The organism is Streptomyces sp. NPDC058469 (assembly GCF_042721125.1).
GTDB lineage: Bacteria > Actinomycetota > Actinomycetes > Streptomycetales > Streptomycetaceae > Streptomyces.
On the sequence record NZ_JBHXME010000082.1, the window covers coordinates 1 to 20,760 of the forward strand.

Below are 20,760 nucleotides of genomic sequence, written 5' to 3' on the forward strand. Positions count from 1 at the left end.
GGGTGCTCGGCCTGGGGCGGTTCGCCTCGCGCGGTGGCGTCTTCGGCGGGTGCGGGTGTTTGGTGCAGGCCGGGCCGACTTGCTCGGCGGTGTCTTCGGCAGGGGCGGGGCGCTCGGCCTGGGGCGGGTCGCCTCGCGCGGTGGCGTCTTCGGCGGGTGCGGGTGTTTGGTGCAGGCCGGGCCGACTTGCTCGGCGGTGTCTTCGGCAGGGGAGGGGTGCTCGGCCTGGGGCGGTTCGCCTCGCGCGGTGGCGTCTTCGGCGGGTGCGGGTGTTTGGTGCAGGCCGGGCCGACTTGCTCGGCGGTGTCTCTGACAGGGGACGGGTATTCGGTCCAGGGCGTCCCGCCGCACTGGTGGTGTCTTCGGCAGGGTGCGGGTGGTCGGTGTAGGGCAGTCCGACTTATCCTGCGGTGTCTCCGAGACGGGAACCGCTGTGATTTCGGTGGCCCCTCAGCGCGACTGGTCGGGCGCCGCAGCCCCCGCCCTGGAACCGTGCCGACCCCGCCCGCCCCGCCCGCGGTGCGATTGTTAGCCTCGGTCATGGCCTGTTTCCCCCAACCCCGTCACGGATCGCGATGAGTACGGTCGCCGCCGCCTCCTTCCCGCTCGGCGCCGGGACGACGCTCGCCGAACTCGCCCAGGACCCGCACCCGCGACTGGCGCGGCTCCGTGAGAGCGAACCCGTGTCCTGGCTGCCGGAGTTGGACGGCTGGCTGGTCACCCGGCGGGACCTCGCGCTGAGCGTGATGAAGGACGCGGCGACCTTCACCGTGGACGACCCGCGCTTCTCCACCGCCCAGGTCGTCGGCCCGAGCATGCTGTCCCTCGACGGGGAGCGGCACGCCCGCCACCGCGAACCCTTCACCGCGCCCTTCCGTCCGCGCGAAGTACGGGACGGCTTCGCCTCGTTCATCGAGCGTGAGACCGACCGACTCGTCACCGCGCTGCGACCGGCGGGCGCCGGCGAACTGCGCCGCGCCTTCGCGGGCCCGCTCGCGGTCGCCGTCGTCACCGAGGCACTCGGGCTGACCGGCACCACCCCGGACACGGTCCTCTCCTGGTACGACGCGATCGTGCGGTCGGTCTCGGACATCACGGCCGGCCACGAGGCGGGAGCCGACGGCACCAAGGCGTACGCGGAACTGCGCGCCTCCGTCGAAGCCACCGTCGCCGACCGGGGCGGAGCCTCGCTCCTCGGCTCCGCCGCAGGACAACTCACACTGCCCGAAGTGGCCTCCAACGCCGCCGTGTTGATGTTCGGCGGCATCGAGACCACCGAGGCGATGATCACCAACGCGCTGCTGCACCTACTACGACACCCCGACCAACTCGCCCTCGTCCAGGCCGACATGGGCCTGCTGGACGGTGCGATCGAGGAATCGCTGCGCCTCGAACCCGGCGCGGCGGTCGTGGACCGTTACGCCACCCGGGACACCGTCCTCGGCCCGGCCGCGATCCGCGAGGGCGACCTGGTCACCGTCTCCCTCACCGGCGCCAACCGCGACCCGGCCGCCTTCCCCGACCCCGACCGCTTCGACGTCCGCCGCGAGAACGCCCGCCTCCAACTCGCCTTCGCCCACGGCCCGCACTACTGCCTCGCCGCACACCTCGCCCGTTTGGAGACCCGTATCGCCCTCCGGCACCTCCTCGAACGGCTGCCGGCCTTGCGCCTCGACCCGGACCGCCCGACCGCCCCGCACGGCCTCGTCTTCCGCAAGCCGCCGACGCTGCATGTGCTGTGGGACGCCACGACTCATGAGCTGAGGGGCGGCACGGCCTGACACGGCGAGTCTGGATGGTGACTGTTCGTCAGGACCCCTTCAGTCATTCAGTCACGGCCCACTTGGCGCTCCATGACCTCCACCAATCGCCCCAGTGCACTCAGCACTTGATCCCGGTCCTCGCCCAGCCCCGCCAACAGCCGCACCTCGGCGGAGAGTTGGCGGGGGAACAGGTCGTCCACGGCCTTCGCCCCGGCCGGCGTGATGGTCACCAGGGCGGCACGCCGGTCGGCCGGGTTCGGGGTACGGGCGATGAAACCGCGCTTCTCCAGCTTGCCCAGGGCCTTGCTGACCCCCGCGCGGGACAGCCCGAGCCATTCGGCGAGGCGGCGGGCGATCACCGGGTCGGTGGCATGCCGTAGGGGGATCAGCATGTCGACCTCGGGGGCGGTGAGCTCGGCGCCCGCGTAGAGGGGTTCGACCGCCCGGTTCAGGAGCCCGGTGGCGTGCTTGAGCAGGCCGATCAGCTCCATGGGGGAGGTGTCGAGGCCGGGGTTGTGCTCGGTCCACTGTGCGCGGACGTCGGCGGGGGAGGGCGACATGCGGCTCGTCTTCTCGCTTCCTGGATCGGGTCTTCGTAGGCCTTCGAAGACCCGATCCGCAGGCTTTCACGGTCTTCACGGGCTGACGAAGGCTTTCTCCGGTCCACCATTGTTAACCGGTGAACCATCGGTTACCGTTATGGTCATGGTATCGCCGTCCCCTTCCAGTTCCGCCGCCGCGCGCGCCGCCGCACCGGCCGACTCCACCGACCCCTCGCGGCGCACAGCCGTCGCCCTGGTCGCCGTCCTCGCCGCGCTGACCGCGGTCGCCCCTCTCGCGACCGACATGTACGTCCCCGGTTTCCCCGCGATGGGGGACACGCTCGGGGCGAGCAGCTCGGCAGTACAGCTGACGATGACCGCGTTCCTGGCCGGACTCGTCGTCGGCCAGCTGCTGATCGGCCCGCTCAGCGACAGCCTCGGCCGCCGCGGACTGCTGATGTCCGGAACGGCCGCGTTCACGGTCTTCTCCGTCGCCTGCGCCCTCGCGCCCAACATCGGCGTGCTCACCGGCGCCCGGTTCCTCCAGGGACTGGCGGGCGCCGCCGGCATGGTGCTGGCCCGCGCCGTGCTGACCGACCGCTTCCAAGGGGCCGACCTGCCGCGCTACTTCGCGGTCCTCTCGCAGATCATGGGTGTCGCGCCGGTCGCCGCACCGGTGCTCGGCGGGGCGATCCTCGCCGTGTCGACCTGGCGCGCCGTATTCGTCGTACTGACCGTGATGGGCGGCCTGTTGCTGCTCGGCGTGGTCCGCAAGGTCCCGGAGAGCCTGCCGCCGGAGCGGCGGCACGCGGGCGGGATCACGAACACCTTCCGCGCGATGGGAGCGCTGCTCGGCCGGCGGACGTTCATGGGGTACGTCCTCGTCCTCGCGTTCATCTCGGCGGCACTGTTCGCCTACATCAGCGGGTCCAGCTTCGTCTTCGAGAACCTGCACGGAGTGTCGGCCACGACGTACTCCCTGATCTTCGCGAGCAACGCCGTCGCCATGCTGATCGCCGGCGCGGCCTTCTCCCAACTCGCCGGACGGGTACGGCTGAACAACCTCCTCGTGGCGGCGGTGGCCGTCGCCGCGGTCGGCGCGCTGGCCCAGGTGCTGCTGGTACTGACCGTGGGGGAGACCCTCGCCGGCACCTGGATCACCCTGTTCATCACGGCCGGCGGCATCGGCATGGTCTTCCCGTCGACCCTGAGCATCGGCCAGGCCCTCGGCCGCAACGCCCCGGGCGCGGCCTCCGCCCTCCTCGGTGGCCTGCAGTTCCTGTTCGGCGCGCTCGCGGCGCCGCTGGTGGGGGTGTTCGGCGAGGACAGTTCCCTGCCGATGGCGGTGATCATGCTGATTGCCGTGGCAGCGGCGGGAGTTGCACTGGTGGGGCTGGCCAGGCCCTGGGAGGGACAGGGTGAACCGACGCCGTCGGCATAGGAATTGACGACCCGTCTGGAGCCCGCGCGTTCCGTGGAGTTGCTTCATCGGCTCGGCGGGATGCGAAGGGCGGGTGATCGGTTGTGACCCGTCGGGTTACGGGTCTGTCCCAACGGACGGTGACCGCGGACGAGTTCGCGACGGCGGCGGGAACCGCCGTCCGGGCTGGCCGTTGGGGCGTTCCGGCGTGTTGTGCCTGGTGATGGCGGGCGTCGTACGTGGGGGTGCGTGTAACAGGAATGTCTTATGCGGTGGTTGTGCGGAACGGTCGACCGGGTCGAGCCGCTCTTGATGATCAGAAACGCCCGCTCGTACCGATGACCCGTACTGGGCGGCCGGCACTGACACCACCGATTCTGAGGATGAAACGATGCGCGCTCACAAGCTCACCTTCGCCGCCCTGGCCGTCGCCGCCGGTGTCTCGCTCACGGCCTGCCAGAACGGCGACGCCGCCACGGGGCAGAGCGATTCGTCGTCCGCGTCCACGGCGTCGTCCGGGTCCAACGCCTCGTCCTCGGGCGGCAGTTCGGACACCGGCAGCTCGGACCAGAGCGGCGCGAAGGCCTCCACGGGGACCAGCTCCGGTGGGTCGAGCTCCGGCGGCACGGGTACGGCTGCCGGTACCGGCTCCGACGCGAACGCCAAGGTCGGCAAGTGCCGCACCGACGAGCTGGAGATCACGGCGAAGGACAACACCATCGACGGCGACCCCGACGCCACCGTCGTGGTCGAGCTGACGAACGGCGGCGGCCGGGACTGCACGATCTCCGGGTACGCGGGCGTCGACCTGAAGACCAACGCGGGTCCGCTGTCCGCGAAGCGCACCGGCCAGGCGACCACTTCGACCATCCTCAAGAACGGGAAGTCGATCGCCTTCCCCATCAACTACCCGTTCAACAAGTCGGGCGGCTCCGGCGTCCGCATCACCGGGCTGGTGGTGACCCCGCCGAACGAGACGAAGTCGGTCACCCTCAACTGGCCGGGCGCCGCCACCCTGCCCGTCACGGACGGCTCCGGTGCCTCCGTGACGGTCGGCCCGGTCGGCAGCGCCGGCCAGGGCGGCTGACCCGCAGGCCTGGCCACCGTGCGTTCCAGTTGTGTGCGGTGGCTCTTCCGCATCTGCTGGTGACGGATCCCAAACGGACTCACTACGCTAGGAGTTCTTCGCCGCCCGGGCCCGATAGGCCGCAACCGTCGTCCGGCTCGCGCACGTGTTGGAGCAGAACCGGCGTGTGCGGTTCCGTGACTGGTCCACGAAGTAGTTTCCGCACCCGGCCGCGACGCACCGCCCCAGCGTCACCGCCGGGTCCCCGGCCGCGACGAGGGCGAGTTCGGCGGCGATCAGCTGGCCGAGCCAGTGCTTGGCCGGGGTGCCGTTGCGGCTGAAGTGGATGTGCCAGCCGTCGAGGCCGTCATGGTCGGACAGGTGCATCTCTGGCGGATAGTCGCGCAGCAGGCGGTGCACGGCTTCGGGGGCGGCGCCGTCGACCGACTGTGCCAGGGCCGTGCGGACGAGGTCCGGCAGTTCGCCGTAGTCGCCGCCCGGGGGCGGAGTGACCTCGTGTTCCGCGAAGAACGCGGCGACCAGTTCGCCGTGTTGGTCGAGGGTCCCGGTGTTGGCCAGCTCGACGGCCAGCCGTGCCACGTTCCCCATGTAGTCATCGTATTGCACTTGACCGCCTACATCGCCGCTTCGTATCGTAGGTGCCATGATAGCTGACGCCACCTACATCGCCCGTCGACTGCAGATGCTCGGGGAGTGGGACGCCGCACTCGCCGTCCTGGCCCCGGACGTCGAGCCCGAGCTGCGCGCGGTGATCGCCGTCGACCGCTGGTTCTTCCGGATCGAGGGTCACGAGGAGGCCGAGAAGGCGGTCGCGGTGCTCGAACCCGCATCGCCGACCGCGCACTTGCTCACGGCACGACTGGCCTACAGCCGCCTGCTGTTCCGGCGCGACACCCGCGCCGACGACCGTGCCGTGGCCGAGGCCGGCTACCGTGCGGCGATCGAGGGCGGCGACGAGAAGACACGCGCTTGGGCCGAGTACCACTGGGCCGTCCTGCTGGACAACATCGACGAGGACCCGGCCGGCGCCGTCCCGCTCTACGAGACGGCACTCGAGGTCGCGACGAAGTCCGGCGACGGCTACTTCGAGTCCTACATCATCCGGCACCTCGCACCGCACAAGGAGCCCGCCGAGCGGATGGCGATGCTGCGCCGCTCACTCAACTTGCGCGCCGCGCTCGGCGCCCGGCCCCAGACGATCGCCGCGCAGGCCCTCCTCGCCGACAACCTCCCCGAGGGCGAGCCGGAGCGCGCCGAGCTCATCCGGATATTCCGCCCAGGCGCGGAGGAACTGCACATCGGCTGGCTCCTGTCCGAGGACTGATCCGCCGAGTGTCCCGGCCCTGGGCGAAGTGCGGCGGGGCCGGCCACCCACACCGCGCGAGGTCGTCATGACCTGCTACGGCGCCATGCGGGCCTTCGGCGTCCTGGACGCGTCGGCGAGATCACCGCGCCGACGCTCATCGTGCACGGTTACCACGACATCCAGTCGCCCCTCTCCCAGATGCTGCGGATGGCCAACGCCTACCCGGACGCGGTCGTCCGGATCGTCGACGCCGGCCACGAACTGCCCGTGGAGGAACCGGCCGAACTCACCGCCCTGATCGACGACTTCGTGACCGCGCCGGCCTGAGACCAGCTCCGACTCACCGGCCCGACACCAGTCCCTACTCACCAACCCCGGCCCACCTCAAGCCGGCCGTACCAACCCCGCGTCGTACGCGAAGATCACCGCCTGTACCCGGTCCCGCGCGCCGATCTTCGCGAGGATGCGACTGACGTGGGACTTGACGGTGGACTCGGCGAGGCACAGGCGTTCGGCGATCTCGGTGTTGCTCCAGCCGGCCGCCATGACGGTGAGGACCTCGCGTTCGCGGTCGGTGAGGGCGTCGAGGCGGCGGTCCTGTTCGGCGGTGCGGCCGGGCATGCGGTCGGCGAAGGCGTCGATGAGCTTGCGGGTCAGGCCTGGAGAGATGACGGCGTCGCCGGCGGCCACCGCGCGGATGCCGGCGACGAGTTCCTCGGGCAGCGCGTCCTTGAGGAGGAAGCCGCTGGCCCCGGCGCGCAGCGCGGCGTACGCGTACTCGTCGAGGTCGAAGGTGGTCAGCACCAGGACGCGTGAGCGGCCGCCCGACTGCACGATCCGGCGGGTGGCCTCGATGCCGTCCATGCCGGGCATGCGGACGTCCATCAGGACGACGTCGGGGCGCAGTTCGGCCGCCAGCCGGACCGCCTCGACGCCGTGCGTGGCCTCGCCGACGGTGCTCAGGTCGGGGTACTGCTCGATGAGCATGCTGAAGCCGAGGCGCTGCAGGGCCTGGTCGTCGACGATGAGGACGGTGGTCATGCCGAGTGCTTCTCCGTGAGGTCGGGAGCAGTGGGGATGGGGACGAGGAGGGCGCGGACGGTCCAGCCACCGTGGGAGTTGGGGCCCGCGACGACCTGTCCGCCGTAGAGCGCGGCCCGTTCGCGCATGCCGACCAAACCCTTGCCCTGCTCGTCGGTGCCGGATGCCTTGTGCGGGCCGGTGTCCTCGACGGTGACGGTTACCGCCTCCGGAGCGGCCGTCACCGTGACCTCGACCGTCGTGTTCGGTGCCGCGTGCTTGAGCGTGTTGGTGAGGGCTTCCTGCACGATGCGGTAGACGGCGAGCTGAAGTCCCTGGGCGAGACCGGTGAGTTCGCCCTTGAGGTGGAGTGCGGCGGCGGGACCCGCGGCCCTCACCCGTTCCATCAGGGCGCCGAGATCGGCCAGCCCGGGCTGGGGTGAGAGTGGGGTGTCGTCGGGCTCGTCGTCGTGGATGACGGCGAGCAGCCGGCGCAGTTCGGCGAGGGCGCCGCGGCCGCTCTCGGCGATGATCCGCAGGGTGTCCGCGCCCCGCTTCGGCTTGGTCTCGGCGAGTCCGGCGGCGCCGCCCGCGAGACCGACGATCACGGCGAGGGTGTGGCCGAGGATGTCGTGCATCTCCCGTGCCACGCGGGCGCGTTCGGTCGCCGCGGCCAACTGGGCTCGCTGGTCGCGCTCCATCTCCAGACGTACGGCGTGTTCCTGGAGGGCCTCGATGTAGGCGTTCACCAGTTTTCCGGCCAGACCCAGCGCGGCCATCGACAGGATGGCGACCACGGCCAGGAACGCCAGCACCGGGGTACTGGTCCCTTGGTCCGATCCCTTGAGGCCGTTGAAGAAGGCGATCGACACGAAAGTCTGCAGGAGGTTGTACGCGACGCCGACTGCCAGTTGGCCGGGAGCCCCGAAGCGCCCCAGGTTGAGCAGCGCCACCAACTGGGTTGCGCTCGAACCCGAGTCCACCCCCACGAACAGGCACACCTCGGAGAGGACGACCAGGAAGGCGAAGACCAGCACGGGCCGCTGCCTCCGCCACAGCAACGGCACCGTGTACCCCGCTGTGACCGTCAGCATCAGCACGAAGTCGGGGCCGGAGTCGCGGGCCGCGAGCACCAGCGCCGGAATGCCGCCGAGGGCGTACAGGACGGGCACCCCCCACCGCCGGACCCGAGGATGCGCCACGTCGGCCGCCCGCACCCGCCCCAGCCAGGTGAGCAGCCGGACGACCGACCGGTACTCGGAATCGCCCAGCCGGGTCCGTCCGATCAGGTTCGCGGGCTTGGGAGGCCGGTCCGTCGTCGGCGGTGCGGTCACGGGATACACCCTCCATGGTGCAGGCGGGGCCGCCCGCCGGTCCCGGGGGGAAGGGGACCGGCGGGCGGGGACGGTGTGGTCGACAGGGGCGGCGGCCGTACGTCCGTAATAGGCGTCCTGGGGTGGATCGTACGGCCGCTGCCTCAGCTCTTGTTGGTGGCGCCGGACGACACGGGCGCCTTGTCCGGGCCGATGGAGCCGTCGTCCGGGGTCTCCGCCAGCAGATGGCGCAGCCGGTCGCCCTCGACGTCGACGTTGGGCAGCGCGCGGTCCAGCCAGCGGGGCAGGGCCCAGGCGCGGTGGCCGAGCAGGGTCATGACCGCGGGCACGAGTGTCATCCGGACGACGAACGCGTCGAAGAGGACGGCGGAGGCGAGACCCAGGCCGATCGACTTGATCAGCGCCACGTCGTCGAGTAGAAACCCGGCGAACACGGAGATCATGATGACCGCGGCGGCCGTGACCACCCGGGCGCCGTGCCGGAAGCCGGCGATCACCGCCTCCGTGGGCTCGGCCCCGTGGACGTACTCCTCCCGCATCCGGGTCACCAGGAACACCTCGTAGTCCATGGCGAGTCCGAACACCACGCCGATCATGAAGATCGGCAGGACGCTCACGATCGGCGAGGTCTGGTCGATGCCGAAGACGTCCGCCAGCCAGCCCCACTGGAACACCGCGACCACGACACCGAGCGTGGCGAGCACGCTGAGCAGGAAGCCGAGGGCGGCCTTGAGCGGGACCAGGATCGAGCGGAACACCAGGAGCAGCAGGACCAGGGCCAGGCCGACGACCACACCCAGGTAGGGGATCAGGGCGCCGCTCAGCTTGTTGGACACGTCGATGTTCAGCGCTGTGGTGCCGGTGACCATCAGTTCGGCGCCGGTGTCGTTCTTCAGGGCGGGGCCCCGGTCGCGGATCTCGGAGACCAGGTCGACGGTGGCCGCGCTGCTGGGCGAGCTCTTCGGTACGACGGAGATCAGGGCCACGTCGCCGTTCTGGTTGAACACCGCGGGGCGTACGGCGGCGACGTCGGACATCTTCCCGAGCTGGGCGACCGCGTCCTGCGCGGCGGTCTTGGCGTCGGTGCTGCCCTGGCCGTCGATGACCACGGTCAGCGGGCCGTTGTAGCCGTCGCCGAAGCCCTTGGTGATCGTGTCGTAGGCGATGCGCTCGCTGGTGCCCGGCGAGGACGTGCTGTCGTCGGGCAGGGCCAGGCGCAACGACAGCGCGGGGATGGCCAGGATGCCGAGCCCGACGACCGAGACGACCAGCATCTTCAGCGGGTTGCGGGTCACGAACCGGGCCCAGCGCACGCCCGTCGTCTCCCCCTTGCCGCCCTCTTGGAGCACGCGCATCCGGCGGCTGGTGAACCTGCTGCCCATGATCCGCGTCCCGGCGAAGCCCAGCACCGCGGGCAGCAGGGTCAGCGCGATCAGTACGGCGACGACGACCGCGAAGGCGGCGCCCAGGCCCATGGTGGTCAGCATGCTGATGCCGATGATGCTCAGGCCGGCCAGGGCGATGACGACAGTGAGACCGGCGAACACCACCGCGGAACCGGCGGTGCCCAGCGCGCGGCCCGCGGCCTCCTCCGGTTCGTGGCCGTCCCGGATCTCGCTGCGGTACCGGGAGACGATGAACAGGGCGTAGTCGATGGCCACCGCGAGGCCCAGCATCAGCGCCAGTGTCGAGGCGGCCGAGCTGAGGTCGAAGAACGCGCTCGCGACCGTGATGGCGGCGACCGCCGTCCCGACCCCGAAGATCGCCGTCAGCAGCGGCAGTCCGGCCGCGAGCAGCGACCCGAACGTGATGACGAGCGCCACGGCCGCGATCAGCAGACCGAGCAGCTCGGTGCTGCTGCTGCCCGCCTTCTCCTGTACGGCGTTGCCGCCCAGGCTGACCGCGAGGCCCGCCTTCTCGCCCCGGTCGGCCACCGAGTGCAGCGCGTCGCGCGCGGCGGCGGTGACGTCGGGCTGGCCGACCTTGTAGGTGACCTGCGCGTAGGTGATGGTGCCGGATTTGCTGATCAGGCCGCTCTGGTACGGGTCGGAGACGTTCGCGACCTGGGGTGCCTTCTTGAGGTCGGCGATCAGCGACTGGACCTCGGTCCTGTCGGCGCCGGAGGCCAGCGTGTGCCCCTTGGGCGCTTCGAACACCACGCGGGCGGTGGCGCCGGAGGCCGACGCCTGCGGGAACTCCTTCTCCAGCAGGTCGATCGCCTTCTGCGACTGTGTGCCGGGGAGGCTGAAACTGTCGGACGTGCTCGTCGTGACGTTCATGGCACCGATGCCGACGACCGCCAGGACGGCGATCCACAGCATCAGGACGAGCCGTCGCCGCCGGAACGAGAACCGGCCCAGCCGGTAGAGGAAGGTGGCCATGGGGTACTCCCACCAGGTTCGATAGAAAGTGGAGGGCCTGCGCGACCCACGGCTTCACGCTATGAGCGGCTTTCCTCGCATCCGCAGCACCGGGGAAGTGAAAACGGCCGGGGTGACTAGTACCGGGGTACTAGACCCTCTCCACCCTCCAGTCGAGGTGGGCGAACCTTCAGCCGTGGCGGGCGACTCTCCCGTCGAGAGTGGGCGCCGTGATCCGCCCCACATGATCCGGGACAAGAGCCGGTTATGGTGATCAGGCGAATCGAACATGGACAGAACCGGCGGAGGACACCGTGTCGGACGAAGGGCGTCGCATCGCCGGGCGCTACCGGCTGACCGAGGAGATCGGCCGGGGCGGCATGGGCACCGTCTGGCGGGCCGACGACGAGGTGCTCGGCCGCCAGGTCGCGATCAAACGGCTCCACGCCCGGCCGGAACTCTCCGCCGACGAACTCGCCACCCTCTACGAGCGCACCCGCCGCGAGGCCCGCAGCGCCGCCCGCATCGCGCACCCGAACGTGATCGTCGTCCATGACGTCGTGGACGACGAGGGGCGCCCCTGCATCGTCATGGAGTACGTCCCGGGCCCCACGCTCGCCGAACTCCTCAAGGACGGCCGGACCCTCCCGTACCAGGAGGCGGCCCGGATCGGCCTCGACATGGTCGCCGCCCTGCGCGCGGCCCACGCCGCCGGTGTGCTGCACCGCGACGTCAAGCCCGGCAACGTCCTGCTCGGCGCCGGCGACCGGCTCGTCCTCACCGACTTCGGCATCGCCATGACGGACGGGGCGTCCACGCTGACCAAGACCGGCGAGATGGTCGGCTCCATCCACTACATGGCCCCGGAACGGATCCGCGGGCTCACCCCCGGAACCGCCTCCGACCTGTGGGCACTTGGCGCCACGCTCTACCAGGCCGTCGAGGGACGCCCGCCGTTCCGCCGGGTCACCGCCATGGAGACCGCGTACGCCATCGCGGTGGACCCACTGGAACCCATGAAGCAGGCCGGACCCTTGGAGCCGCTCATCGAGGTACTCCTGATCAAGGAGCCCGACGAGCGGCCGACGGCGGAACAGACGGAACGGGCCCTGCAGACCGCGTGGTGGGGGGAGTCGACGTCCGAACTGCCCCCGGCCACCGCCCACTTGACCGTGGTAGGCCCGGAGCCCGCGAAACCGGCCGGGGACTCAGGCGGTGGCCGTGGGCGGCGACGGAGCCGTAAGGGGCTTGTCCTCGGGGGGATCGCCGTCGCCGTGGCCGCTGCTGTGGCGGCCACGGCGTTCGTGCTGCACACGACGTCGAAGTCCGCACCCGGGGCCGCGACGAGCCGGCCCACGACCACGGCCTCCGCCTCGCCCGTGCCGGAGGGCTATCACCTCGTCCGGGACCGCCAACTCGGCGTCTCCTTCCCGGTGCCGGACGGCTGGAAGGCCGGCAAGCGCACGGCGGAGGGCGTCACCTACACCGACAGGACGGGCCTGGCAGGGCTCACCATCGGGGTCGTGGATCCGGCGGGCCCCAACCCGGGCACGCACTTCGCGGACATCGAGGCCAACACCAAGGTCAACTACCCCTCGTACCGCAGGCTCCGCATGCAGCAGACCACCTTCCAGCAACAGCCCGCCGCCATATGGGAGTTCACCTTCCAGGGCCGGGTGCGGGTGTTCCGTGCCATCGACCTCGGCTTCGGCCGGGAGGGCGACCGCGAGTACGACATCTACCTCTCGGCCCCGGACGCGAAGTGGGACACCTACCGTCCCGTCTTCGACACGGCCAGGGACGGCTTCGTGACGAGCGCGTCCTGACTGGCCTGCTCACGCCGGGTGTTCGGCGCAGAGGCAGCCGACCCCCTTCTCGATCCAGTCCCGCTCGGCCCACTCCGGATGCCGCTGGATCATGAGCGCCCGAACCTCCTCGACGATCGTCTCCTCGCTCGTCGCCGAGTCGCGCCGCACCCACGTCTCGTCCCGCAGCAGCCGCAGATAGTCACGCACGTCCGCGAGCAACTCCGGTCCGCCGACGGCCCCGTGGCCGGGTACGACGACCCGGGCCCCCTCGCCCGCGAGGCGCTCCATGACCGCGAGCCAGCGCGTGCCGGAGACATCGGTGTCGTACGGCGGGAACCACGGGAAGATGGCGAACTGGCCCGCCTCCACCAGGTCCCCCGTGAACAGCACGCCCGCGTCCGGCACCCGCACCACCTGGTCGCCCTTGCTGTGCGCCCGGCCCGTGGCCCGCAACTGCACGACCCGGCCGCCCAGTTCGAGGTCGTACGCGTCGTCGTAGACGAGGTCGGGCTCCGGCAGGACGACACCTTCGAGCTGCCGGGCGACCGGCTCGCCGAGCCCTCGGAACATGTCGAGATAGCCAGGACCCTTCACCTTCAGGTCCTCCGCCTGCGCGCGGTTCACGAGGAACGTCGCCTCGCCCGCGAACACCTGCGCCCCGAAGGCGTGTTCAGGGTGGAAGTGGGTCGTCGTCAGATACAGCCTGCGTCCCCCGGCGTACTCGGACGCGAACTCCAGCACCTTCTCGGCGTTCCGCGGCCCCAGGCCCGTCTCCACGACGAGCACCGCGTCCCGGCCGCCGATGACACCGATGTTGGGCACCAACTGCACCCGCCCGTCGGGCACGACCACCAAGTCGCGGTCCAGTTCCCGCACTTCGGTGATGTGCACGACGGGGTCGTGCGACACGCGGTCGGCCATGGCGACTCCTCAGCAGTACGACGGTCTCGTTCGCCCACCACTCCACCGCCGGACACCCTTGGGTGTCCAAGACCGATCCTGTACGGCCGATACCGCGTCGGTATCATCGCCGGTCATGGAGCTACGCACGCTGCGCTACTTCGTGGCGGTCGCCGAGGAACTCCACTTCGGCCGGGCCGCCGCGCGCCTTCGGATGACCCAGCCGCCGCTGAGCCGGGCGATCAAACAGCTGGAGACCGAGCTCGGCTGTGCCCTCCTGCTCCGCTCGCCCACGGGGGTGGTCCTGACCCCGGCCGGTGTCCTGCTCCACGAGGAGGCGCGCGCCCTGCTGGCGCAGGCCGACCGGGTGCGGGCCCGCGTGACCGCCCTGGCCGGACCGGTCACCATGACGGTGGGCACCCTCGCGGACAGCGCGGAGCAGTTCGGCACCCGGCTCGCCGCCGCCTACCGGGAGCGCCACCCCGCCGCCCGCATCCTCATCCGTGAGTCGGACCTGACCGATCCGACCGCGGGACTACGGGCCGGGCTCGTCGACGTGGCGCTGACCAGGACGCCCTTCGACGACACCGGCATCGCCACCCGGGCCCTGCGTTCGGACCGGGTCGGTGTGGTCCTCCGTACGGACGACCCGCTCGCCCACCGCGACGGCCTGCGCCTGGCCGACCTCGCCGAGCGCCGCTGGTTCCGCTTCCCGAACGGCACGGACCCCGTCTGGGAGGCCTACTGGACAGGGTCGGCAGGCGACGGCCGGCGCCGTGACGGGCCCGTCGTACGGACGGCTCGTGAGTGCCTGCAGTCCGTGTTGTGGAACGGCACGGTGGGCCTGATGCCGCTCGGGCACGCCCTGCCGGAGGGCCTGACGGTGGTGCCGTTGACCGATATGCCGCCGAGCGGGTTCGTCATCGCCTGGCGCGCCGACGACACCACTCCACTGATCCGGTCGTTCGTGCGGATCGCCGAGACCGTCCATCACACGACCGACTCGACCCGGGCGGGATGAGGGCGGTGGCGGCGCGCTCGTCACCCTGTGCGTTCCCCGCAGGTCGAACCGTGTGAGAGGGCGTGCACCGGTCTTGCCTCCGCGGCCCGCGCCCCGTTACCTTGCGGCAAAGTTACTGGCCAGGTACGCGATGCGGTCCGGCGCATCGGTGTTCGGCGAGCGGAACGGGCATCGGGTGACAGGTCGCGGCAAGGGGCAACTGGAGGCGCAGTACGGCCTCCTGACGAGCATCGCCACGGAGGCGGGTGTCTCGCTCAGCACGGTGTCCAAGGTGGTGCACCGGCGCCGGGACGTCGGCGCGCGGACGCGCGAGCGGGTCGAGGAACTCCTCGCCCGGCACGGCTTCGTGCGGCCCTGGGAGCGGGACCCCGCGACGCCCCGGCAGATCATCGCGGTGTTCCGGGACCTGTCCGGGCCGTACACGCTGGAGGTGGTTCGCGGCATCGTGGACGCGGCCGGCGCGCTCGGTATCGACGTGGTCACCGGGACGACGAGCCGGCGGTCGATCTCCGGGTGGCTGGAGCAGTGCGTCGCGCTCGGCGCGGCCGGGATCGTCATCGTGATCTCGATGCTGTCCGAGGAGGACCAGCGCCGCATCGTCGAGCAACGGCTCCCGGTGGTGCTGATCGACCCGCTCAGCGCGCCCTCCCAGGACATTCCCAGCATCGGCGTGACGAACTGGAGCGGGGCCCGCGACGCCGTACAGCACCTGCTGAAGCTCGGGCACACCCGGATCGGCATGGTCGCGGGCCGCTCCCACTCGCTGGCCGGGGCGGCACGCGTGCACGGCTACCGGGCCGCGCTGGAGGAGGCCGGGATCGCCTACGACCCGGCGATCGTCCGCTCGACCGACTTCGACTACGCCGAGGCGCTCGCCACCTGCGCCCAGATCCTGCGGGCCGACGACCCGCCCACGGCCGTCTTCGCGGCCAGCGACGCACAGGCGCTCGGCGTGCTGGAGGCGACCCGGCAGCAGGGGCTCGCCGTACCGGACGACCTGGCGGTCATGTCCTTCGACGACACACTCGTCGCCGCGATGGCCTGCCCACCGCTGAGCGCCGTACGCCAGCCCTTCGAGGAGCTGGGGCGCGAGGCCACCCGGGTGCTCCTGGAACTCGCCCAGGGCAGGGCGCCCGTGTCCCCGCGCATAGAGCTGGCCACGGAACTCGTCCTGCGGACCTCGACGTCCGTGCGCCGTCCCGCCAAGCACGTCAATACCGCGTAACCCGCAATCATGCGAAACACTTTCGACACGTGCCGGTGACATCCCGGTGTCGCATACGAATACTGGCTTCCTGCTCCGCACCCCCATTCCATCCCCCTGGGACCTCCGGAAACTCCGGAACCACCGGAAAGTGGTGCGCGCCTTCCCCCGGTGAAAGGAACGCCGTTGACTAGATCTTGGGTGCGAAAGGCTTTCGCTGCGGCGACAGCCTTCGGCATGGGCGTGGCATTCGCCATCGCCTCCGCGACGAGTGCGTCGGCCTATCAGCCGAGTCCCGCGAATCTGTATACGGCGACCAACACCGCCGCGTGCAGCAAGAGCCCTTGTGTTCTCTACCCGAAGTCCGCCCAGCTGGCCGACGGCCGGATCGTGGCCACCTTCGAGAACGACCAGACCGCTCCGGTGGGCCAGACACTGCCCGTGTACAAGAGCGACGACGACGGCACGACGTGGGCGAAACTGTCCGACGTCAAGGCCCCCGCCTACCTCTCCAGCGACTCCAAGTACGCGAAATACACGAGCAATTGGACCAACCCGTATCTCTACGTCCTCCCGCAGAACGTCGGCAGCCTGAGCGCCGGCACCCTGCTGCTCGCGAGCATCGTCTCCGGCGACGACTACTACTACCAGGAGCAGAAAGCCGCCAACTCCGGCTGGACGCCCACCAGTGACGGCGACCGCAAGGACGTGGCACTCGCCCTCTACTCCAGCACGGACGACGGCGCGACCTGGACCATCCAGAACATCATCGCCGCCGGCAGCTGGCAGGGCGGCAGCGCGGGCAGCGTCGGCCGGGTCTCGACGGCCAACACCTACGCGCAGGTCGACCCGGTGTGGGAACCCCATCTCCTCGCCCACAACGGCACGTTGATCGCCTACTACTCCGACGAGGACGACTACACCGGCTACAACACCACCACCGGCGCCCCGACCCTCGACCCGGACAACGCCACGGCGACGGACTCCGGCGGCCAGGTCCTCCTGCACCGCACCTGGGACGGCGCCGGCACAACTGCCTGGAGTTCCCCGGTCGTTGACGTCCCCGGCGCAACGGTGAGCATGGGCAACGGCAAGACGGAGATCGGCGGCGGCCGGCCGGGCATGACGACCATCGCCCCGACGACCGACGGCAAGTGGCTTCTGACGTACGAGTACTGGGGCGGCGGCACGAACGTCCGCTACCGGATATCCGACGACCCGACGAAGTTCTTCTCGGCCACCGACGCCGCGATCACCTCGCTGCCCGTGCCCTCGGGCGGGGCCGCCCTGTCCACCGGCGGCAGCCCGGTCCTGCTCCCCATGCCGGACGGCCGGATCGTCTACAACGCCTCCGGCAGCGGTGACGTGTGGGTCAACGAGTCCGGGCTGTCCACCGGGACCTGGAAGGAGTACAGGACACCGATCGCCGCCGGCTACAGCCGCACGCTCCAGTACGTCGACGGCACCGGACGTGTCCTCGTCCTCCAGGCATCGTGGAGCGGCACCAGCGTCGGCCCCGTGAAGTACGCCGAGGTCGACCTCGGCCGCTCCGACGGCGCCTACTACAGCCTCGTCAACCGGCTCACCGGCCAGGTGCTCAGCACCGCGTCCGGCAAGACCCAGGACGCGAACCTCACCGGGAACACCCCCGACCTCGTCCTGGCGGCGGACACCGCGGCCAACACCCAGCGCTGGCACCTGACCGCCAAGGGCAGCAACGTGACGCTGCTCAACAAGGCCGGGGGTCGCTCGGCCGCCATCTGGACCGGCACGGCGACGGCTGGGCAGAAGCTGGCCCAGTGGGTCGACGACGGAGCCACCGACAAACAGTGGACCCAGGTCGCCTCGTCGACCAGCGGCTACTACAAGCTCCGCTCGGTGCTCAACACCAGCCTCTACATGACCGGTTCGACGGCGGGCGGCTCCGTCACCGTGGCGGCGGCCACCACCGACGGCTCACAGGACTGGCAACTGGTCCAGGACCCGCTCCCCACGGCCTCCACCTTCACCCTGAAGGGCACGTACTCCGGACGCTGCCTCGACGTCCCGAACGGTACGACAGGCGTCCAGGTCCAGATCTACGACTGCTCCGGCAACGCCAACCAGACCATCACGCAGACCGCCGCGGGCGAACTCCGCGTCTCCGGCAACTGCCTGGCCGCGAACGGTGACGGCACCACCGCGGGCACCACGCTCATCCTCTGGGCCTGCAACGGAAAGCCCAGCCAGAAGTGGGCGTTCCGTGTGGACGGCACCATCGTCAACCGGGCCAACGGCCTGGTCATCGACGTGACCAACTGGGGGACGGCCAACGGCTCGAAGGTCGAGCTGTGGACCGGACTGGGCACCGCCACCCAGCAGTGGACCCGCAGTTAGGCACCCACTGGACAAGCAGGTGGCCCCGCCGATCGGATCGATCGGCGGGGCTACCTTTTGTATGGGGCGCTCGGTTTACGCTCGCTCGATGCTCACGGGCACGGCGTGCTGCCGCAGAACCGTCGCGGCCCGCTCCTCGCCGATGAGTTGGACCGTCCCCCGCGCCGGTGTGTCCAGGCTGGAGGAGCCCGCCTCCAGCAGGATCTCGCCGGGCTCGACGACGCGCCTGCCGGCCAGGCCGGTGAAGGCCAGCCGGTCGGTGTGGACGTGGAAGCGGACCGTCGCCTGCTCGCCGGGTTCGAGGGCCACCTTGGCGAAGCCGAGCAGGGACCGCACCGGCCGGGTCACCTGGGCGACCGGATCGATCGCGTACAACTGCACCGTCTCGGCGCCCGCCACCGCCCCCGTGTTCCGCACCCGCGCGCCGACCGTGAACTCGCCGTCCACCGGTACCAGTTCACGGTCCACGCCAAGCCCGTCGATCTCGAAGGTCGTGTACGACAGCCCGTGCCCGAAGGGGAACGCCGGTGTCGGATCGAGGTTGGACAGCCAGCTCTGCCGGTCGCCGAGCGGGGCGTGGAGATAGGTGTAGGGCTGGCCGCCGGGCGTGGTCGGGATCTGCACGGGCAGCTTGCCGCTGAAGTTCGCCTTCCCTGCCATGAGTTGGGCCACCGCACGGCCGCCCTCCTCGCCCGGGAGGAAGACCTGCACCATGGCGGCGGCGGAGGACGCGAACCGGCCCACCGCGTACGGCCGTCCACTGCTGACGATCAGGACGACAGGCCGCCCGGTCGCCAACACGGCCTCGACCAGCTCCTCCTGTACGCCCGGCAGACGCAGATCCTCCACGTCACAGCCCTCGCCCGAGGTGCCGATCCCGAACATGCCGGCCTTGTCACCGACGACCAGCACGGTGAGGTCGGCCCCGGCGGAGGCTTCCACCGCGGCGGCGATACCGGAGCGGTCCGCCTCGCGGATCGGGCAGCCGTGCGCGAACTCCCACTCCACACCCGACAGTTCGGCCGTCAGAGCGTGGCGCAGGGAAACTGCCTCGACACCGTTGCCGAGGTCGTCACGTTCGGCGAGGACGTGGTTGGGGAAGCTGTAGCAGCCGAACATGGTCCGCACGTCGTCGGCGCACGGGCCGATGAGCGCGATCCGGCCGGTTGCTGCGAGGGGCAGGGCACCGTCGTTCGACAGCAGAACGGCACTCGACTGGGCCACGGCGCGGGCGAGTTGACGGCTCTCCGGCTTGTCCAGGTCCAGCTCGCCGGCGCGCAGGGCGGGCGGGCGTGGGTCCCAGTCGGCGTCGAGCAGTCCGAGTTCCACCTTCTGGCGCAGGACCCGGCGCACCGCCCGGTCCACGAACTCCTCGCCCACCAGGCCCTGTTCGACGGCGTCCACGAGGGCATCGCCGAAGCCGCGCTGGTCGGGCAGCTCGACGTCCATCCCGGCCCGCAGAGCGAGCGCGCCCGCGTCGGGCAGGTCGGCCGCGACCCGGTGGGCGTTCACGAGGAAGGGCAGGGACCAGTAGTCGGAGACGACGGTTCCCTCGAAACCCCAGGCGTCGCGCAGGACTTCGGTCAGCAGCCAGTGGCTCGCGGCGGGTGCCTCGCCGTCGATCTCGGCGTACGAGTTCATGACGGACCGCACACCTGAGGCGACGAGGCGTTCAAACGGCGGGAGGATCACGTCGAAGAGCTCGCGGCGGCCCGCGTGCACGGGCGCGTGGTTGCGGCCGCCCATCGAGGCGGAGTACCCCGCGAAGTGCTTGAGAGTCGCGTACACCCCGGCGCTCTGCAGTCCGGTGACGTACGCCTCGGCCAACTCGCCCACCAGGTACGGGTCTTCGCCGTAGGTCTCCTCGCAGCGGCCCCAGCGGTAGTCCCGGATGACGTCGACGACGGGGGAGAGGCCCTGGTGGACTCCCGCCTCGGCCATGTCGGAGCCGATGGCCTCGCCCACCCTGCGGATCAGCGCGGGGTCGAAGGTGGCCGCCATGCCGAGCGAGGTGGGGTAGATGGTGGCGCCGTAGGCGGTGAAGCCGGTGAGGCACTCGTCGTGGGCCATCGCCGGGATGTCGAACCTGCTCTGTGCCACCACTTGTCGCTGGTGCACGGCCAAGAGGCGGGCGTGTTCCAGGGCGGGCCGGGGGAGGGTGCCGTAAGGGCGGGTGAGCTGGCCCAGGCCGTGCCGGGCGGTCTCGTCGAGGTCGCCGACGCGGCCGAAGTGGTTGCTGCCCGGGGCCACTTCGGGGCCGTCGGCCTCGATGTCCTCCCAGGTACTGCTCAACTGCGCGACCTTCTCCGGCAGGGTGAGCCGGGCGAGCAGTGCCTCGACGCGTTCGGCGGTGGGCAGCGCGGGGTCGGTCCAGGGGCGGTCGTCTTCCCGGTGGGGGAGGCCGCCGTGGTCGGGGATGGTGGTCGTCATTCACGACTCCTCGGTGTTGCGCGGGCACGCCGACGGGGCCGGGCGCATGGCCCGGCCGTCGTACGGGGTGCTGTGCCTTCCCGGGGGACAACCCCCGGACCCCCGGCCGACAAACAGGCCGTCGCGGTGAGCCGGAGCGCCTTTGCGAGGCCAGTTTCAGTGATCTGCCGGGAGGGGACGGTGTGTTGG

General features: G+C 70.8%; 15 protein-coding genes and 1 pseudogene. 9 read left to right on the forward strand and 7 right to left on the reverse strand.

The window, feature by feature from the left end:
* Positions 1-575 precede the first annotated feature (575 nt).
* A complete protein-coding gene (locus ACFWP5_RS29840) occupies positions 576-1,781 on the forward strand; it encodes a cytochrome P450 (RefSeq protein WP_384163151.1) in 1,206 nt (401 codons plus the stop codon).
* Between the two features lie 47 nt (positions 1,782-1,828).
* Here the strand turns inward: ACFWP5_RS29840 and ACFWP5_RS29845 are convergent, their stop codons facing one another.
* Positions 1,829-2,323, reverse strand: a complete 495-nt coding sequence (locus ACFWP5_RS29845) for a MarR family winged helix-turn-helix transcriptional regulator (RefSeq protein ID WP_384163154.1) — start codon at positions 2,321-2,323, stop codon at positions 1,829-1,831.
* 145 nt (positions 2,324-2,468) lie between these two features.
* Here ACFWP5_RS29845 and ACFWP5_RS29850 point away from each other — a divergent pair, with 145 nt between their 5' ends.
* A complete protein-coding gene (locus tag ACFWP5_RS29850) occupies positions 2,469-3,746 on the forward strand; it encodes a multidrug effflux MFS transporter (protein WP_384163157.1) in 1,278 nt (425 codons plus the stop codon).
* 370 nt (positions 3,747-4,116) lie between these two features.
* Positions 4,117-4,812 (forward strand): DUF4232 domain-containing protein, encoded by a 696-nt coding sequence (locus tag ACFWP5_RS29855; RefSeq protein WP_384163160.1) that lies wholly within the window; start codon positions 4,117-4,119, stop codon positions 4,810-4,812.
* Positions 4,813-4,899: 87 nt separating this feature from the next.
* Here the strand turns inward: ACFWP5_RS29855 and ACFWP5_RS29860 are convergent, their stop codons facing one another.
* The gene (locus ACFWP5_RS29860) at positions 4,900-5,400 is read right to left on the reverse strand and encodes a CGNR zinc finger domain-containing protein (protein ID WP_384163163.1); all 501 of its coding nucleotides are present in this window, start codon (positions 5,398-5,400) and stop codon (positions 4,900-4,902) included.
* 55 nt (positions 5,401-5,455) lie between these two features.
* Between ACFWP5_RS29860 and ACFWP5_RS29865 the strand changes: the two genes are divergently transcribed.
* Positions 5,456-6,136: a hypothetical protein gene (locus ACFWP5_RS29865; protein WP_384163166.1), complete on the forward strand. Its 681-nt coding sequence runs from the start codon at positions 5,456-5,458 to the stop codon at positions 6,134-6,136.
* 34 nt (positions 6,137-6,170) lie between these two features.
* A pseudogene (locus ACFWP5_RS29870) lies at positions 6,171-6,445 on the forward strand (alpha/beta fold hydrolase); the annotation flags it as partial.
* 57 nt (positions 6,446-6,502) lie between these two features.
* Here ACFWP5_RS29870 and ACFWP5_RS29875 read toward each other — a convergent pair.
* The 3 genes from ACFWP5_RS29875 to ACFWP5_RS29885 all read right to left on the reverse strand — a co-directional run bounded on the left by ACFWP5_RS29875 (position 6,503) and on the right by ACFWP5_RS29885 (position 10,853).
* Positions 6,503-7,159 carry a response regulator transcription factor gene (locus ACFWP5_RS29875; protein ID WP_365302421.1) on the reverse strand — a complete coding sequence of 219 codons (657 nt, stop codon included), beginning with the start codon at positions 7,157-7,159 and terminating at the stop codon, positions 6,503-6,505.
* On the reverse strand, positions 7,156-8,472 hold the full coding sequence (locus ACFWP5_RS29880) for a sensor histidine kinase (RefSeq protein ID WP_384163170.1): 1,317 nt from the start codon (positions 8,470-8,472) through the stop codon (positions 7,156-7,158). The genes ACFWP5_RS29875 and ACFWP5_RS29880 overlap by 4 nt, the downstream gene beginning before the upstream one ends.
* Before the next feature lie 143 nt (positions 8,473-8,615).
* Positions 8,616-10,853, reverse strand: a complete 2,238-nt coding sequence (locus tag ACFWP5_RS29885) for an MMPL family transporter (protein ID WP_384163173.1) — start codon at positions 10,851-10,853, stop codon at positions 8,616-8,618.
* Positions 10,854-11,146: 293 nt separating this feature from the next.
* On the opposite strand from ACFWP5_RS29885, the gene ACFWP5_RS29890 reads away from it, so the two are divergent.
* Entirely contained in the window at positions 11,147-12,658 is a 1,512-nt protein-coding gene (locus ACFWP5_RS29890; RefSeq protein ID WP_384163176.1) for a protein kinase, read from the forward strand.
* 9 nt (positions 12,659-12,667) lie between these two features.
* Here the strand turns inward: ACFWP5_RS29890 and ACFWP5_RS29895 are convergent, their stop codons facing one another.
* A complete protein-coding gene (locus tag ACFWP5_RS29895; protein ID WP_384163179.1) occupies positions 12,668-13,561 on the reverse strand; it encodes an MBL fold metallo-hydrolase in 894 nt (297 codons plus the stop codon).
* A 115-nt stretch (positions 13,562-13,676) separates the two neighbouring features.
* Here ACFWP5_RS29895 and ACFWP5_RS29900 point away from each other — a divergent pair, with 115 nt between their 5' ends.
* The 3 genes from ACFWP5_RS29900 to ACFWP5_RS29910 all read left to right on the forward strand — a co-directional run bounded on the left by ACFWP5_RS29900 (position 13,677) and on the right by ACFWP5_RS29910 (position 18,141).
* A complete protein-coding gene (locus tag ACFWP5_RS29900) occupies positions 13,677-14,561 on the forward strand; it encodes a LysR family transcriptional regulator (RefSeq protein WP_384163182.1) in 885 nt (294 codons plus the stop codon).
* A 130-nt stretch (positions 14,562-14,691) separates the two neighbouring features.
* On the forward strand, positions 14,692-15,786 hold the full coding sequence (locus ACFWP5_RS29905; RefSeq protein ID WP_384163185.1) for a substrate-binding domain-containing protein: 1,095 nt from the start codon (positions 14,692-14,694) through the stop codon (positions 15,784-15,786).
* A 216-nt stretch (positions 15,787-16,002) separates the two neighbouring features.
* Positions 16,003-18,141, forward strand: a complete 2,139-nt coding sequence (locus tag ACFWP5_RS29910; RefSeq protein ID WP_384163188.1) for an RICIN domain-containing protein — start codon at positions 16,003-16,005, stop codon at positions 18,139-18,141.
* 75 nt (positions 18,142-18,216) lie between these two features.
* On the opposite strand, the gene ACFWP5_RS29915 is transcribed toward ACFWP5_RS29910, so the two are convergent.
* Positions 18,217-20,571 carry a glycoside hydrolase family 3 N-terminal domain-containing protein gene (locus ACFWP5_RS29915; protein ID WP_384163191.1) on the reverse strand — a complete coding sequence of 785 codons (2,355 nt, stop codon included), beginning with the start codon at positions 20,569-20,571 and terminating at the stop codon, positions 18,217-18,219.
* Positions 20,572-20,760: the final 189 nt, after the last annotated feature.

Bases quoted from the DNA above. Each gene is read 5' to 3' on its own strand.
- ACFWP5_RS29910 (WP_384163188.1), top strand. From the start codon at position 16,003: ATGGGCGTGGCATTCGCCATCGCCTCCGCGACGAGTGCGTCGGCCTAT.
- ACFWP5_RS29875 (WP_365302421.1), bottom strand. From the start codon at position 7,159: ATGACCACCGTCCTCATCGTCGACGACCAGGCCCTGCAGCGCCTCGGC.
- ACFWP5_RS29900 (WP_384163182.1), top strand. From the start codon at position 13,677: ATGGAGCTACGCACGCTGCGCTACTTCGTGGCGGTCGCCGAGGAACTC.
- ACFWP5_RS29895 (WP_384163179.1), bottom strand. From the start codon at position 13,561: ATGGCCGACCGCGTGTCGCACGACCCCGTCGTGCACATCACCGAAGTG.
- ACFWP5_RS29860 (WP_384163163.1), bottom strand. From the start codon at position 5,400: ATGGGGAACGTGGCACGGCTGGCCGTCGAGCTGGCCAACACCGGGACC.
- ACFWP5_RS29905 (WP_384163185.1), top strand. From the start codon at position 14,692: ATGCGGTCCGGCGCATCGGTGTTCGGCGAGCGGAACGGGCATCGGGTG.
- ACFWP5_RS29840 (WP_384163151.1), top strand. From the start codon at position 576: ATGAGTACGGTCGCCGCCGCCTCCTTCCCGCTCGGCGCCGGGACGACG.
- ACFWP5_RS29845 (WP_384163154.1), bottom strand. From the start codon at position 2,323: ATGTCGCCCTCCCCCGCCGACGTCCGCGCACAGTGGACCGAGCACAAC.
- ACFWP5_RS29885 (WP_384163173.1), bottom strand. From the start codon at position 10,853: ATGGCCACCTTCCTCTACCGGCTGGGCCGGTTCTCGTTCCGGCGGCGA.
- ACFWP5_RS29865 (WP_384163166.1), top strand. From the start codon at position 5,456: ATGATAGCTGACGCCACCTACATCGCCCGTCGACTGCAGATGCTCGGG.
- ACFWP5_RS29850 (WP_384163157.1), top strand. From the start codon at position 2,469: ATGGTATCGCCGTCCCCTTCCAGTTCCGCCGCCGCGCGCGCCGCCGCA.
- ACFWP5_RS29855 (WP_384163160.1), top strand. From the start codon at position 4,117: ATGCGCGCTCACAAGCTCACCTTCGCCGCCCTGGCCGTCGCCGCCGGT.
- ACFWP5_RS29915 (WP_384163191.1), bottom strand. From the start codon at position 20,571: ATGACGACCACCATCCCCGACCACGGCGGCCTCCCCCACCGGGAAGAC.